This is a genomic window from Wolbachia pipientis (assembly GCF_001752665.1).
GTDB classification, from domain to species: domain Bacteria; phylum Pseudomonadota; class Alphaproteobacteria; order Rickettsiales; family Anaplasmataceae; genus Wolbachia; species Wolbachia pipientis_A.
Genome location: NZ_MJMG01000001.1, coordinates 336,221 through 350,570, shown reverse-complemented (window position 1 = coordinate 350,570; position 14,350 = coordinate 336,221). Strand labels below are relative to the sequence as shown.

The following is a 14,350-nucleotide window of genomic DNA, read 5'->3' as shown; positions in this document are numbered from 1 at the left end:
ATCTCTGTTTTTGACACTTTGTGCATCAATTATGCAGAAGCTTGTTTTTTCTTTTCGATTATTGTTTCGTCGGACCTCGCCAACTATTTTTCTAGCTCTAGAATACTTTCTTTATTTGTGTTCGGTCCACTTCTTCATAACAACTTTGGAAATTCTTTCGGTAACATTCCCCATTGGCAGCCACTTTTCAAAACATACAACACTCCACAAAATACATCCCACCTTCCTTGGTTTTGTCTTCTTTCAACAAGATTCAAGCTCTGGCAATATGATCGCGAACTGCTCTTTACTAACATCACTTGGACTTATATTCTTTTCTTACCTTTTCTTTTAGACCGCCTACAGGTTCTTAGAGAAGAATTTGCGCATCATGTATTAAAACACCTAAAAATAATGATAATGGCACTGAAAAATATAAAGAAACTATTAATAATGTAGAACAAACATTAGAATACCTAAAAAATAATGGTGGTGGTATTGGAAAATCTAAAGAAGGGATGAATAATCTTCTAGAACAAGTTTTGAAGAAGATAAAAGAGCAGAATAAAGAAAAGTCTGATAGTTTAAACACAGAAAAGAGACCAGAAGAAACTAATAAATCTCAATCAAAGAAAGAGCATGATTGTGTACAACCTGGTGTTTTGGAAGCAGTAGATGTTAATAAAGTGAAAGTGATGTTAAGCAATTGTAGCTATGGAAATATAAGTATATGGTCCCAGAGAATAGACCTTATGTATACATATACAGTTGAAAAGCAAATCTCTTCACATAAGAAACTTTTCTAGTAAAATAAGTAAATGTAATAGTATTATACAGCTATGTTTTTATATTTTTGTTTTGTGGCTTATGCTATATCTATTATTTTACTGTTAGCTATTGTAAGACAGAAGCTGAAACTTATAGATGGTTTATCTAAATTAGAAAATGAGTTAAAGCAAACTTTATCTATAAAAAATGAAAACATAGTTGAATTAAAGATTAAAAATGCGGAACTTGCGATAACTTTACAAAAAGAACGTGAAGGAAAAAAGAAAGAAATAGAACTATTAACTACAGCAGAAGAAAGACTTGCAAATACCTTTAAGGCACTTTCACTTGATGCGTTACAAACTAATAATAATAATTTTTTAAATTTAGCTAAGGAAGTAATTGATAATAAACTTAAAGATACAGAAAACAACTTAGAGAAGAGACAAGCAACTATTAATGAAGTTATTGCACCCATCAAAGAAAAACTAGAAAAATTTGATCATGAGATACGTGCGCTTGAGAAAGAGAGGGTAGGGGCATACGAAGGGTTAAGAGAACAAATAGGAGCGCTAATGAATCAAACTTCCAATTTGGCTAATGCTTTGAGAAAACCTCATGTAAGGGGTAAATGGGGTGAGATACAATTAAAGAGAGTGGTGGAAATGGCAGGAATGATCGAGTATTGTGATTTTGACATTCAGCCATCTGTAGTGAGCAAGAATGATGAAAGTATATTACGTCCTGATTTAATAATAAAGATGCCATCAGGTAAACAGATAATAATAGATGCTAAAGTACCACTTGATTCTTATCTTGATGCGGTATCACAAAAAGATTTACTTATACAAAAAGAAAAATTAAAAGAGCATTCATTGGCAATAAAGAAACATATTAGTGAACTAGGAAAAAAGGAATATTGGAATCAATTTAATAACACACCAGAACTTGTAGTAATGTTTCTGACCGGAGAAGGAGTTTTTAGCGCAGCTCTTGAGTATGAACCTGCTTTAATAGAAATTGGTATAGAGAAAAAGGTAATCATTGCAACACCTATTACTTTAATTGCCTTATTGAGAGCAATAGCGTATGGTTGGAAACAAGAAGTAGTAGCTGAAAGTGCAAAGAAGATTAGCGAACTAGGACATATATTGTATGAGCGTATTTGTGGTATGGGAGAAAATTTTAATCATTTACGTAAAAGCTTGAAAAGTGCAGTAGATAATTTTAATAAGACTGCGGGTTCTCTTGAATCAAGAGTATTTCCTGCAGCTCGTGAATTTAATAAATTAGGTATAGATGCGAAAAGCAAGACATTGGAAGTTACAAGAGAGCTTGAATCAATACCGCGTAATCTGCATGTTAAAGAACTACAAGATTCTTGAAGTTAGGGAGGGGGGGTTTTATTGAAACTGATCTTATATACTTCTGTGCTCATATAAACCAATGACTGTAATACGAACTTTAACAGTGAATGATAATGAAATTAGGTTAGATAAATATATAAAAAGATTTTTTCCTAATCTTACACAATCTGTAATAGAAAAATCTTTAAGGAGAGGATTAATTAAAGTTAATGATCAAATGGTCAAATCTAATTATAGAGTCAGTCATGGAGAAAATATTATAATAAAATATATAGATAACGTTCATTTTCATTCAGAATATAAAACACCGGAATTAAAGCCAAATACTAAATTAATAAAATTATTGCAAGAAAACATATTATATGAAGATGATTATATAGTAGCTATTAATAAACCTGCAGGAATTATTGTACAAGGTGGGAAAAATAGCGTTAGTGATGTACTAGATTACATAAAAAGTGAGGAAACACTGAAAATGGTACATAGAATAGATAGAGATACTAGTGGAATAATAATCTTTGCTCGTAACGCAGCAGTAGCTAAGTATTTAATGGGAGAGTTTAAAACACGTACAATTAACAAGACTTATTTATCACTTACTGTAGGTATACCAGATGAAAACAATGGTATTATAAATTGTCCGTTGGTAAAAAGGTATGTTGCTGGACAGGAAAAGGTAATAGTTGATATAAACTCATCGCTAAATGCTGTCACACATTTTTCTATTTTAGAAAAATTAAATCATAATGTAGCTTTCCTTAAACTAACACCTATTACTGGTAGAACGCATCAATTGCGTGTACATCTGGCTCATATAAACTGTCCTATTCTTGGTGATGGTAAATATGGTGGTAGAAAAGCTTTTATTAATGGAATAGTAAATAAAATGCATCTTCATGCGCATTCATTATCTTTAAAGTTACCAAATAACAGGAAGATTGTTCTGACAGCTCCTATCTCTCAACATATAAAACAATCTATTGAAATATTCAGTTCAGTTCACGTAGCAAAGAACTTATAAAAGGAATAGTAATAGCCATTCCTACTGATTTATTGTCTATCTCTTCTGTTATTCTGTTAATACTGTAAAAAGAACGCTCTATTCTACTTAAAATATAATCTATTACCTTTGAATCAATTTTAAGTTGCTTATCTGCAAATCTCTTAATTAACATTATTCTTAATAGATCCTCGCTTGCAGGGGGAATTTTTACGCTAGTGGTTGAAAGTATTCTAGAGTGTAAATCTTTCAATTTAAAATTAAGTCCTGTAGGTGAAATTGCAGAAGTAATGAGCATTTTTTTATTGCTCTCTTTCATATAATTATAACAATGTAATAACGAAGTTTCATCTTGTATATTATGAATATTTTCTAAAATAAAAGCATCGCTATATCTCATATCACTGATAAAGTTATTAATATTAATAAAAATTGCATTATTTACTGATTTCCAAATATGTGCGAGATGAGTCTTTCCAGAGCTTTTAGGTCCAAAAAGTAATAAGGATTTCCACGATGCATTGTTCACTACTGCATCATATACATATTTATTCTCATTTAATATAATATAATTATGTTGGCTATAATCAGCGTAATGATTGTTATTAAATAGATTTAACTGCACTTTAACCACTTTTATAAAATTCACTTTTACGGTACTTATTGACTACCAATTCTGTTGATACGATAAAGATGGATACAATTGGAATAAAAAGCAATATACCTATGAACCCAAAATATGAAGCACAGATAGTAATTCCAAAAATAATAATTGCTGGATGTATGTTAATTTTTTTTCCTATCAATAGAGGAGTTAATATGTATGAATCTAGTAACTGACCAGTTAAAAATAATAATAAAACAATAATACTTTCAAACCATCCGCTAAATTGAGTGATAGCACTTAAAAAACCGATAGTAGAATATATTAATGGTCCGATATATGGAACAAATGTTAATGTACCTGATAAAATTGCAATAACGATAGCATGTTTCAGCTTCAATATACTAAGGGTGATGGAATAAAATATCATCATGATAATGCATACATTTATTTGTCCTTTAAGATAACTAAATATCATAGAATCTACTTTTACAAAAAAATAGGCGACATTTTTTTTGTAAGGTATAGGAATTAATTTATTCACTTGTTCTATAATGGAAGGCCAATCTCGTAGTACATAAAAAAATATTACAGGAGTAATGACTATTAATGATATAAAATTCAAGCTTGAACTTAATACTCCGAGCATAAGATTATTTACGACCTTTAATGCATCTATAAGATATGTTGTGTAACTTTTAAATATTTCCTCAAAGAAATAATTTATATCAAGATTAATATTAAAAAATTCTAATATAGGTAAAATTAATATGGATTCTAGTGATGGTACTTTCTTGATCAGAAAATCTAATATTGAAGTAACTTGTGCACATATAATTGGTAAAACAAGTGTTATACTTAGTATAAAAATTAATAATAATAAAAATGTTACGAGAATTACAGAGTATAAACGCGATATTTTGAATTTTTCTAGTCTACTTACTAATGGGTTTAGTAAATACGCAGCAATACTAGCAATAAGGCACGGGAAAATTATAGGATGCAATAATATAATTGTAAAAAGTAATATAAGGCAAATAACTATATAGCGCTTTTGCATACTTCTAATAACATATCTTGTTTTAGTTATTTTGTAATATTTGTATATACTTTCATATAGATATTTTTGATATAAAATTCCTTTATAGCAATCTGGATAATAATTGTCCAGTATGGTTATTTCTACTAAATTTTCATTTGCTTTGTTTTATTTTCCATTATATGTACCACTATTGAATGCCATATTCTTCTAATACTGTACATTAAATGATGTATAAATCCAACAACATTAATTGTTGCAGCTGGAATATGCAGTAGTTATTCACCTATATTACCTCACTTTACTAATAAGTAATAAAGTAAGTGTAGTTATAAGATTAAATGTGTATAAATCCTACAAATACGCAGCATTAATTGTTGCAGCTGGTATAGGCAAAAGATGTAAGACTTCTGTGCCAAAACAATATATGAAATTAGCAGGTAAGCCAGTTTTATGTCATGCAATAGAGAAATTTCTAGTAAGTAAATATGTAGATTATATTAGAGTGGTAATTAATGAAAATCATGAAGAATATTACAATGAGGCAATAACTGTATCAGTCAAAAGCACAAAATTATTAAATCCTATTTATGGAGGGAAAACTAGGCAAGAATCAGTGAAATTAGGACTAGAAAGCTTTGAACAGATGTCAATTCAATTTATAATAGTACACGATGCTTGTAGGCCTTTCGTATCATCCATTTTCATAGATAGGTTAATTGCATATATGGGAGATTGTCATCACAAGTATGCAGGAATTGTTCCTGCTGTGGCACTTGCAGATACTGTATCATTAGTGAATAATAGTGTAATTGAATCTACACTATGTAGAACAAAGCTAAAAGCGATACAAACTCCTCAAATTTTTAACTTTCAGGAATTATTATTATGTCATAAATCCACAAACAAAATGTTTACAGATGATTCTTCGTTAATGGTCGCAAATCAGAGGAACGTTATAACAATTCATGGTGAAAAAAATAACTTTAAATTAACTACAAAAGAGGATATTAATATGGCACAATTTATACAAAAATTTCTTGTTGGTACTGGCTATGATATACATAGGTTTATTAAGCCTCAAGATTGCTCTCAATGTTTAATAAAAATTTGTGGCGTTGAAATTGAACATGACATGGCAATAGATGCACATTCTGATGGTGATGTTGCAATACATGCAATAGTTGATGCAATATTAGGAGCGTTAGGATGTGGGGATATAGGAGAACATTTTCCACCTAGCTCTTCTACATGGAAAGGGTGCGACTCATCACATTTTCTTGATTTTGCTATAAAAAAGGCAGAGGAATCAGGATATAGCGTATCAAATCTGGATGTTACGTTAGTTTGTGAACAACCTAAAATATCGCCTTATAGAGATACAATGAAAAAATCTATAGCGAAAATATTGGGTATAAGCGATGAATTTGTGAGCATTAAGGCAACAACTGCTGAAAGGTTGGGTTCTATTGGGAGACAAGAAGGAATATCTGCACATGTTATTGTATTGATGACAACATTGATCTGACATTAGACCTCTTTCAAAATTCATACAAATAACACAAAGTTATGAATAGCAGCAATTAAATTAAACCTAAGAGCAAAGAGTTTTCGTCTATTGCGATAGCGATCTGTTAAACCTTTTAAAGAGACCTATCACATTTTCAACTACCACTCTTTGACTTGTAAGCTTCTGGTTATCTTGCTTTTGTTCTTTAATTGATGGTTTCTTCTTTGTTTTTCTGTGTGGCAATTTAACGTTTGCATGTATTTTCTGTAAACCCTGCATCTGCTAGATTTTGGTGCTATTGCTACTTTTGATTCCTTAAATATCCTAAAATCATGTTCCCTCCCATTTTAACATGCTTCCTTCCATTTAAAAATGACGTACAAATTATTTTTTTATTCTCTTTTCCCACAATTATCTACGTTTTTATTGTGTGACGCTTCTTTTTTCCTGAATGAAATTGTTTTTGTTTTTTTTGGCCTCTCTATCGGACTTTCTGTTCCATCTATCACTAAAACTTCATACTCTCCTCAACAGCTCTTTTCTTCCAGGTAACGCAAAATTTGGGCAATGTCTCTTCAATCCATTTTATTATTTTAAAACAGTTACTTTCACTTACACCATAATTTTGCCCAATATGGAAATAAGTTCTGTATTCTCTAATGTATTCTAGTGCCATTAATAGCCTATCTTCAATACATATCTTACTTTTTCTACCACTTCTTGCCTTCTTTTGTCTATCTTCTTTATCTAAAATTTCTATCAAATGTTGCCTTTTTTACTCCTGTTAGCCTCCGAAATTTCTCTCCTTCTAACTTTTCTATTTCTTTATATCTCATCACCTTAAAGCTTTTATTTTACCTTACTTCCTTTGTCTTCTCTATTTTGAAAGAGGTCTATTGTGTGTAACAGAAAATAGTGATGACATAAGTCATGATAATGTACTTCAAAAATTAGCAGAAGAATTTAAGCAATATACATGTCAGAAAGAGTACGCAAAGTATGTAGGTAGCAATGACACAGAGTATCTGTTTGCAATGCCAAAAATCAAAAGATATTTTATGACGGCATTAGGTATAGATATACCAATATATAGACCTGTTACATTGCTACAGTGCATTGCTGATCTAACCAATCATAGTTTGATAAAAATATTTGAATTCTTAATTAAGAGGGGTGCAAATGTTGAGGTATTAGATTGTTGGGAAAACAGTTTGCTATGTTTAACCGTTGATATTAAAGATTTACCTTCTCATAAAATAAAAAGGTATGAGAGAAAAAGTCAATATTTTCAGGATTAAACCCTTTTTATGCCAATAAATATGGTCAGGTTCCTAGCGAGCTTATACCTCCTAGCAGCAATGACGATTACGAACATACTGGAGAAATACTTAACCATGTAAAGCAGAAATGCCAAGACTGTTTAAAAAGAAAGGTATTATTACCAAATATATTACAAGGTAAAGGAAAAAATGTTAACAAATTTCTAATAGTTTTGATGATTTGATCTACGAAGGAGAGGCATTAAGAAAAACATTTGAACATCTCAATACAAAAGATTTAGATAGATTGATATGTGAGCACTTAGGTCTTGAGATTGCTGATAAATTGAAAAATATGTTAAATGATGAATACATAAAAGCACACTTTGGTCAATATGTAAAAGTTAATAACACAAATTATCGTGAAGTGGCTAAAAAAAATTGTAGAAGAACTTTCCTCCTCTACATCAATTTAATCCTGCAGTGGTTAACAAAGATAAGCATCGCTAACTCTAGATCTCTCAATCTTTATGTATTGTAGGTCTAGCAGTAGGAGGATTAAGCAGTAAAGCATTGCGCTGGTAAAAATTACAAAATGGTATTTTAGTAAATTTTTCGGTACGTGTGCCGCAATAAATACCAAATGTTTTATCGCTAGTAAAAAACTCTGTATCTTTTTCTAAGCCCATTGAATCCATAAATTTTTGAGCTTCTATTCCTCCCATACCACGGAAGCTGGTTATAATCTCACACATCTTTTTTTCTTTATCACAGGTAATTTTAATAGCGCATGAAGAATAATCATCCTTAAAGATAGCATAAAATGCTTCAGCATCTGTACCTGATAAGTGTGTTGTTATAGATAAACACGCTTCATTTATTACTTCAGATATGCAAAGATATGGAAAAGTGACAATAGAGAAGATTGTAAGCTTTTTTAACAGTAATTTGACTAATGAATACATTTTATAATACTTTCTAGAGTGTGATATTTAACAGCTATTGTTATTGTTGTCAATATGTGGATCTAGCTTATCTGCATCAAGGTATGCAGATATATGAAGGTATGCAAATATGTTGAAAAGTGAAAATAGACCAGATTATAAGCTTTTTAAAAGTAATGTGACTAACAAATACATTTTAGCAGTTGAGAAAGATAATATTGATGTAGTGAATATTCTTTTACAAAATGGAGCTAATCCGAATTTAGTGAGTGGGGTCCTAACTTGTCATCGACAGGTAAATGCTATACACCTCTTTATACGGCTTTAATACATAATAAAACTGCAATTATTGAGTCACTTTTTAAATTTGGAGCTAGAATAGACATTCTTGATAATAAATTACCAAAAAAGTGGATTATAGACGATGTAGGAAAATATAACATTGGAACTTTAGATTTATTGCTTAATCATGGTATTTCCAGTAGAGATAAAAGTTTAATGTTGTAATCTCTTTCTTATAAACCTATTGGTAAGAGCATTGATAATGATGTTGAACTTGCGAAATTATTATTGCAGAAGGGGGCGAACCCTGAATTTTGTGGTGACTTGGCACAAGATGAATCAAATTGTAGCCCTCTAATGCTGGCTAAGGCGGTATGTAAGGTTTATCTTGATTAAGTCCTGAACCAGTATAGGCCCTTATCATACCTGAAATGCAAGTCATCACACCATGTTCTAGATATTTATCATTACTCTTAAGAACTGCACATAAGATCCCAGCTGTTAGATCGTTAACTTTTTTTCAACATCTAAATTCTTTTGCATTGCTCTATTAACTGGTGCATCATATTAGTCTGCCAAGATGTAGACCATTTTCCCAAAATGCTTATGTATAAACATTTGAATTGGATTAGCCTAGAAGGGAAATTATACTAAAAGTAAAAAGTATAATTAAGGGAAATGACAACGAGACCATACAGTATAAATTTAAGAAAAAGAGTAATAAAGTTTATAGAAGAAGGAGGTGGCCAAGTCAAAGCAGCTAAAATATTCTACTTAAACTTATCAACAGTTAACCCGCTGGTACCTAAAGTACAAAAGAGAAGGCAATTGCCTTTCCAGGAGGCGTTTAGGAGCAAGAAGAAAAATAGATATTATCGTTATAAAGATTATGCTACGGCTGATAAAATAAGAGAACAATTAAGACAGATTGGAATTTCTATTTCTGATAATAAAGATGATACGACTACATGGTGATTGCTAACAAGTACTTTCTTTTGTGTTTTTATGCTTGCAGTCTTCTTGTCGCATTTTTTCTATTTGTTATATTTATATTTAAACGTTCTACCTTAACTTTTTAAATAGGTTGTTAATAAAACTTGCAATGTAATTTTGAGTTTATATAATGCAAGAAATATAATTTATGTTATGTCTAAAATATATTCTAATATAGTGAAATATTGCATAACTGCTGTTTTATCTGGTATATCAGGTTATTATTATGCAATACAATATACTAAAACTAATGATAAGCCTATATTAACAGTAGCAGGGATTGTGCATATCTGTCCAGGTAATAAAGTAGCGCTTATAGAAAGAGGTAAAGAGCCGAAAGGGCTAGCTATGTTTGGCGGGCATGTAGAAGCAAGGGAATCACCTGAACATGCTTTTATGCGTGAGTTGCAGGAAGAGCTCAATATAACAAATGTATATAATATAAAGCTAGTGGGTATACATGGTGAGTTTGGACGTGATCCTAGGCAGCATTCTGTTGAAGTAACATATTCTTGTGCAACACCACAAGTGCCGCGTGCAGGTAGTGATGCTAAGTCTGTAGCAATGTATTCTCTGAATGAAATTAAAGAAAAATTACAAAATGACCCAACAACTTTTGCTTTTGATCATGGTAAGATTATAAAGCACTACCTTGATAATTTAAGTACTTGTAATCCATGTAGTGAACTTTCTAATGTAAGCCTAACTAATCGTATATTTGACAAACATCATATCCATTCTAAAAGTGATCTTACCTACATAAAATAGAGCACAGACCTATTGCAAAATATGAAAAATGGTGTGTAAAGTGGTTTTATGCGTTAATCAATGGTTAATTGATATACTGGAGTAGGTATTGCTTATGTAAAGTTGGCAGTGAAGAATATATTTGTTATAATATAAGTAAAAGGAGTATTATGACAAATATATGGAAAGCACGTAAAAATAGAATAAAGAATGGAATGTATACAAAGATATAAGTGTAAACGTGAGAAAGCAGGCAAAAGAATTCAAATTAGATGATGTGCTATAGGTATTAAAGCTATAATCATCATATATCTAGTTGGATGAAGAAAAGTAACGTTGATAGAACAGGTAGGGAAAGTGCATCCAAAAGATAGTGGAAACTTTTACTTACGTTAAAAAAAGCAAATAAGGATTAGTACTGTTGACAGAGACAAGCCAAAGTGTAGAAATACTACTTTATATGAGCCGCAAGGCTAAAAATGGGCAATTGTCTTCCCAGGAGGCGTTTAGGAGCAAGAAGAAAAATAGATATATTATCGTTACAAGCATATATAGCTCATAAACCTGATGTCCAATTAAAGGATTAGCAAAGCAATTTGGTATGAGGCATATATTATTGGCTGAAAAAATTAGGTTATAGTTATAAAAAAAACCTTTACCTATATGGAAGCAAATGAAGAAAAGAATGAAGAAAAGCGATTTAGATACTTAGAGGCTATAAAAAATTATGAAAAAGTAAGTTAGTATATATTGATGAAAGTGGTATAGAAGTAGGCTGTATTAAAGATAGAGGATGGGGAAAGAGAGGTAAACCTTTGAAAGCTAAAAAAAGCGGTAAATACTATCAACGTTGTAGCAGAATAATTGCACCAATGGTATTCATGCGATACTATTTTATTTAACAAGAATTTTTAATTAAAGAGTTAAAATCTGGTCAGATTGTAATTATGGATAATGCTACTTTTCATACTATAATAAAAATAGCATAAAGGTTTGTAGCATCATTTTGCTTATGGTATTGATTGTGCGCAAGCCCAATGCCACATTTTTCTATAGATGAACGCATACCTTGCACTATATCCTTAATTATAGGCTTATTTTCCTTAACAGCATTGAACATCAAAACTGGTTGATTAAAATAATAACTTCTTTCTTCAAATAGATTAGTAGCTCTTTGCTCAAAGTAAGAATCTGTTCCTTCAATATTTTTTACGTGTGACTTAATAACAACTTCCATAAGAATTTCTCATATTCCATTTTTATTTACATTATTATAGATAACATGAATTTTTCTGCAATATAATTAATTAATTTCATAGGTTTGTAATCTGGCAGAACTTATGAATTTGACGTGTAGAGCTATTACATAATTTTTAATAAAGTTTTGATTTAATGCATACTATAATTAAAGTCAATTAAGGAGTTTATATGCATGATATAGATTTTACACATACTGGTAGTTTAGATGCACTCTTTGATAAAGAAATACCATACGAAATGGTTATTTCAAAATAACAGCACTGGTACACGATTTAACATCTGATAGTCATCTTAACATGAATGCAAAATTTGATATATTGGATGCAGAACATAAGAAAATAGCAGATAAAACAATATTTTACAATGTTTCGAACTACAATGTGTCCAATTCTCATGCTGGAGACAGTAGTGTAATTGATATTAGTAGTAAAGTGTCACTGAAAATTGAAGGCATGATTATGGATAAAGTATGTCACATCCTGGATCTTAAATGTCACATTCCTAGTATCATGGAGATCCAGCAAAATCTTGATAAATTTATAAAAAACTTAGTACAAAACACTTAAAATTTTACATAATATACAGAAGCCATATTTAAAGAATATGGCTTCTGCAAGAATTGCTTTAATAACTTAAATTATCTTTATTATAGGTGCATACTTTTATTGTATTGCACTCCTTCTATTATAGGTTCATTTATGTCACTCGATATACCACTTACACTCTCTTTTTTCTGCGCATCATTAGTTAGTATCTCCAATGCCTCTGGTACTCCTTCCATTTCTCTATGTTCTGCATAATATTTTATCATCTTGTTCTTTTTTGCTTCATTTCTTTCAGCCCAGCCTTCACCTTCAGGCAACAGGTAGCTCATTACATCATATTTATCGTGTAATTTAAACATTGCTGGACTTAATATATCTGTTTCTATATCATAAGTACCAAGAGGAATTAACGTGATAAGCTTTTCCACAACATTTTTGTTTCCTAAATTATCAAATATCTTGATTATATCTACATTCTCATGAACAGGTAGATTAGCTTTTTCCATAACTTGTGAAGAATCAATACTGCTTTCGCTTTCTATCTTGTCAATATACTGTAAGAGTGTTTCTTTACTATACTTACTGGATATTCCATCATTACCTAAAATGCAAGATTCCAGATAAGATCTTCTAATGTTAATGTGATATAACAATATCATCAATTGTACTAATATCTCTTTATCACTGTACATATCTTCGCGTGTAATATAGCTTTCAAATGCTGTACATATTATTTCCCGTTCCAACATTTCATATGCTTTTCGAACGAATTCTCTTTGTCTCATCTTTGTTATTAATTTTTCTTTAATTGATACCTTTATTGCTTCAAGTGTGCCATGGTGAGCCACATCATAGTCAAAGTTAGACAGAGGAAAAGACACAGTAGTACAACCATTATGTACCTCATAACCCTCATATACCTCAGTATCAAAGTGATACATAATATATGTGAATACAATTTTTGGAATTAGATCAGTAAAATCACGTCTAATAATTACTGCACTGCTGGTATTTAATGTATCTATTTCGTTAAACATTCTCATTAAGTTCTGTAATCGTGATACATTAATAGTGCTTAATGGTGCAAGTGGCATATAACCATAAGCATTATACCCACTACTAAAATCCAACTCTTGGCTTAACAATATAAAAAATTCTCTAAACACACTCTTCAAAGGAAACTCACTAATTCCATCGAGAAACTTGAACCTTTCTAGTAATTCTTCCCGCTGTGAATGTGAGAAAAGGACTAGCGGGTTGTTATTTGATTTAGCATTTTTTAAAAACTCAAGTAACTGTAAATCATTATCAAAATCAGACATAATTTTACCTTATTAAAATGTTATTTATCATAGTAATATATAAATTACTTACTGAACATCAATTTTTTTGTTAATATGTATATTTTGGTTTTTTGTTAACCCGTATGTTTTAGTGTTATCTAAATAACTCATTATAAGTAGAATATAATTAAGTATGTAGTGTTCAATAGCAATAGATCGTTGCTGATATTAAAAACCTGTACTTGCCTTAAAAATATATAGTTGTTAGCATATTATACATGACAATCAAAATAGGTACAAGAGTAAGCAGCCTTGCAGTTGCTCAAGCTTTAGAAGTAAAACTAAAATTATTAGATAATTTTCCTAGTTTATCTATTAAAATCAAAACTTCTGGAGATAAATACGCTCATGCCAATCTAGCCGAAATAGGTGGCAAAGGATTATTTATAAAAGAAATTGAAAATGCATTACTTATAGACAGTATAGACATAGGTGTTCATTCTCTTAAAGATGTTCCAGCATTTTATTCGACAGATTTAACAATTCCATGCACTTTAAAAAGATCAAGTCCATATGACGTTCTCATCTCTAGTAAATACAATAATCTACAATCCCTGCCATTAAAAATGCCACAATAGGTGCTTCTGCAATCAAAAGAGCTGTTGAGGAGAGTATGAAGTTTTAGTGATAGATGGAATAGAAAGTCCGATAGAGAGGCCAAAAAAAACAAAAACAATTTCATTCAGGAAAAAAGAAGCGTCACACAATAA

14 protein-coding genes and 4 pseudogenes are annotated in these 14,350 nt (G+C 30.6%); 11 read left to right on the top strand and 7 right to left on the bottom strand.

Features of this window, described 5'->3' with window-relative positions; all coding sequences use genetic code 11:
* Positions 1-143: 143 nt before the first annotated feature.
* Positions 144-309: pseudogene (locus BIY23_RS05650) on the bottom strand (transposase); the annotation flags it as partial.
* A gap of 188 nt (positions 310-497) precedes the next feature.
* Here BIY23_RS05650 and BIY23_RS01760 point away from each other — a divergent pair.
* From BIY23_RS01760 to BIY23_RS01750, 3 genes are all read left to right on the top strand, one after another.
* Positions 498-785 (top strand): hypothetical protein, encoded by a 288-nt coding sequence (locus BIY23_RS01760; protein ID WP_070064826.1) that lies wholly within the window; start codon positions 498-500, stop codon positions 783-785.
* A gap of 33 nt (positions 786-818) precedes the next feature.
* Positions 819-2,132 carry a DNA recombination protein RmuC gene (rmuC, locus tag BIY23_RS01755; protein ID WP_070064825.1) on the top strand — a complete coding sequence of 438 codons (1,314 nt, stop codon included), beginning with the start codon at positions 819-821 and terminating at the stop codon, positions 2,130-2,132.
* 61 nt (positions 2,133-2,193) lie between these two features.
* On the top strand, positions 2,194-3,135 hold the full coding sequence (locus BIY23_RS01750) for an RluA family pseudouridine synthase (RefSeq protein ID WP_070064824.1): 942 nt from the start codon (positions 2,194-2,196) through the stop codon (positions 3,133-3,135).
* On the opposite strand, the gene BIY23_RS01745 is transcribed toward BIY23_RS01750, so the two are convergent.
* On the bottom strand, positions 3,104-3,739 hold the full coding sequence (locus BIY23_RS01745; RefSeq protein WP_070064862.1) for a P-loop NTPase family protein: 636 nt from the start codon (positions 3,737-3,739) through the stop codon (positions 3,104-3,106). The genes BIY23_RS01750 and BIY23_RS01745 overlap by 32 nt on opposite strands.
* 1 nt (position 3,740) lies before the next feature.
* Positions 3,741-4,778: an AI-2E family transporter gene (locus BIY23_RS01740; protein ID WP_070064823.1), complete on the bottom strand. Its 1,038-nt coding sequence runs from the start codon at positions 4,776-4,778 to the stop codon at positions 3,741-3,743.
* A 322-nt stretch (positions 4,779-5,100) separates the two neighbouring features.
* Here BIY23_RS01740 and ispD point away from each other — a divergent pair, with 322 nt between their 5' ends.
* Positions 5,101-6,285: a 2-C-methyl-D-erythritol 4-phosphate cytidylyltransferase gene (gene ispD / locus BIY23_RS01735; RefSeq protein WP_261722489.1), complete on the top strand. Its 1,185-nt coding sequence runs from the start codon at positions 5,101-5,103 to the stop codon at positions 6,283-6,285.
* Positions 6,286-6,305: 20 nt separating this feature from the next.
* Here the strand turns inward: ispD and BIY23_RS04860 are convergent.
* Positions 6,306-7,103, bottom strand: a pseudogene (locus BIY23_RS04860) (transposase family protein).
* Between the two features lie 60 nt (positions 7,104-7,163).
* On the opposite strand from BIY23_RS04860, the gene BIY23_RS01720 reads away from it, so the two are divergent.
* Positions 7,164-7,565 (top strand): hypothetical protein, encoded by a 402-nt coding sequence (locus BIY23_RS01720; RefSeq protein WP_070064821.1) that lies wholly within the window; start codon positions 7,164-7,166, stop codon positions 7,563-7,565.
* A gap of 482 nt (positions 7,566-8,047) precedes the next feature.
* Here the strand turns inward: BIY23_RS01720 and BIY23_RS01710 are convergent, their stop codons facing one another.
* Positions 8,048-8,491 carry a hypothetical protein gene (locus BIY23_RS01710; protein ID WP_070064819.1) on the bottom strand — a complete coding sequence of 148 codons (444 nt, stop codon included), beginning with the start codon at positions 8,489-8,491 and terminating at the stop codon, positions 8,048-8,050.
* A 109-nt stretch (positions 8,492-8,600) separates the two neighbouring features.
* Here BIY23_RS01710 and BIY23_RS05305 point away from each other — a divergent pair, with 109 nt between their 5' ends.
* The 4 genes and pseudogenes from BIY23_RS05305 to BIY23_RS01695 all read left to right on the top strand — a co-directional run bounded on the left by BIY23_RS05305 (position 8,601) and on the right by BIY23_RS01695 (position 10,513).
* Positions 8,601-8,798 (top strand): ankyrin repeat domain-containing protein, encoded by a 198-nt coding sequence (locus BIY23_RS05305; protein ID WP_222523868.1) that lies wholly within the window; start codon positions 8,601-8,603, stop codon positions 8,796-8,798.
* Positions 8,753-8,977 carry a hypothetical protein gene (locus BIY23_RS01705; RefSeq protein WP_070064818.1) on the top strand — a complete coding sequence of 75 codons (225 nt, stop codon included), beginning with the start codon at positions 8,753-8,755 and terminating at the stop codon, positions 8,975-8,977. The genes BIY23_RS05305 and BIY23_RS01705 overlap by 46 nt, the downstream gene beginning before the upstream one ends.
* 453 nt (positions 8,978-9,430) lie before the next feature.
* Positions 9,431-9,541 (top strand): annotated as a pseudogene (locus BIY23_RS05405) (IS630 transposase-related protein); the annotation flags it as partial.
* A 357-nt stretch (positions 9,542-9,898) separates the two neighbouring features.
* Positions 9,899-10,513, top strand: coding sequence for an NUDIX domain-containing protein (locus tag BIY23_RS01695; protein WP_148115200.1), 615 nt, complete (start codon positions 9,899-9,901; stop codon positions 10,511-10,513).
* A gap of 943 nt (positions 10,514-11,456) precedes the next feature.
* On the opposite strand, the gene BIY23_RS01690 is transcribed toward BIY23_RS01695, so the two are convergent.
* The gene (locus BIY23_RS01690) at positions 11,457-11,729 is read right to left on the bottom strand and encodes a hypothetical protein (RefSeq protein WP_070064815.1); all 273 of its coding nucleotides are present in this window, start codon (positions 11,727-11,729) and stop codon (positions 11,457-11,459) included.
* A gap of 319 nt (positions 11,730-12,048) precedes the next feature.
* On the opposite strand from BIY23_RS01690, the gene BIY23_RS01685 reads away from it, so the two are divergent.
* Complete coding sequence (locus tag BIY23_RS01685; RefSeq protein WP_070064814.1) at positions 12,049-12,318, top strand: hypothetical protein; 270 nt, start codon at positions 12,049-12,051, stop codon at positions 12,316-12,318.
* An 80-nt stretch (positions 12,319-12,398) separates the two neighbouring features.
* On the opposite strand, the gene BIY23_RS01680 is transcribed toward BIY23_RS01685, so the two are convergent.
* Positions 12,399-13,619 carry a hypothetical protein gene (locus BIY23_RS01680; protein WP_070064813.1) on the bottom strand — a complete coding sequence of 407 codons (1,221 nt, stop codon included), beginning with the start codon at positions 13,617-13,619 and terminating at the stop codon, positions 12,399-12,401.
* 239 nt (positions 13,620-13,858) lie between these two features.
* Between BIY23_RS01680 and BIY23_RS01675 the strand changes: the two are divergent.
* Positions 13,859-14,247: pseudogene (locus tag BIY23_RS01675) on the top strand (hydroxymethylbilane synthase); the annotation flags it as partial.
* Positions 14,248-14,350: the final 103 nt, after the last annotated feature.

What these genes read in the sequence shown, in the direction of transcription:
- BIY23_RS01760 (WP_070064826.1), top strand. Translation starts at nt 498, where the DNA reads ATGAATAATCTTCTAGAACAAGTTTTGAAGAAGATAAAAGAGCAGAAT.
- rmuC (WP_070064825.1), top strand. Translation starts at nt 819, where the DNA reads ATGTTTTTATATTTTTGTTTTGTGGCTTATGCTATATCTATTATTTTA.
- BIY23_RS01750 (WP_070064824.1), top strand. Translation starts at nt 2,194, where the DNA reads ATGACTGTAATACGAACTTTAACAGTGAATGATAATGAAATTAGGTTA.
- BIY23_RS01740 (WP_070064823.1), bottom strand. Translation starts at nt 4,778, where the DNA reads ATGCAAAAGCGCTATATAGTTATTTGCCTTATATTACTTTTTACAATT.
- BIY23_RS01710 (WP_070064819.1), bottom strand. Translation starts at nt 8,491, where the DNA reads ATGTATTCATTAGTCAAATTACTGTTAAAAAAGCTTACAATCTTCTCT.
- BIY23_RS05305 (WP_222523868.1), top strand. Translation starts at nt 8,601, where the DNA reads ATGTTGAAAAGTGAAAATAGACCAGATTATAAGCTTTTTAAAAGTAAT.
- BIY23_RS01695 (WP_148115200.1), top strand. Translation starts at nt 9,899, where the DNA reads ATGTCTAAAATATATTCTAATATAGTGAAATATTGCATAACTGCTGTT.
- BIY23_RS01690 (WP_070064815.1), bottom strand. Translation starts at nt 11,729, where the DNA reads ATGGAAGTTGTTATTAAGTCACACGTAAAAAATATTGAAGGAACAGAT.
- BIY23_RS01685 (WP_070064814.1), top strand. Translation starts at nt 12,049, where the DNA reads ATGAATGCAAAATTTGATATATTGGATGCAGAACATAAGAAAATAGCA.
- BIY23_RS01680 (WP_070064813.1), bottom strand. Translation starts at nt 13,619, where the DNA reads ATGTCTGATTTTGATAATGATTTACAGTTACTTGAGTTTTTAAAAAAT.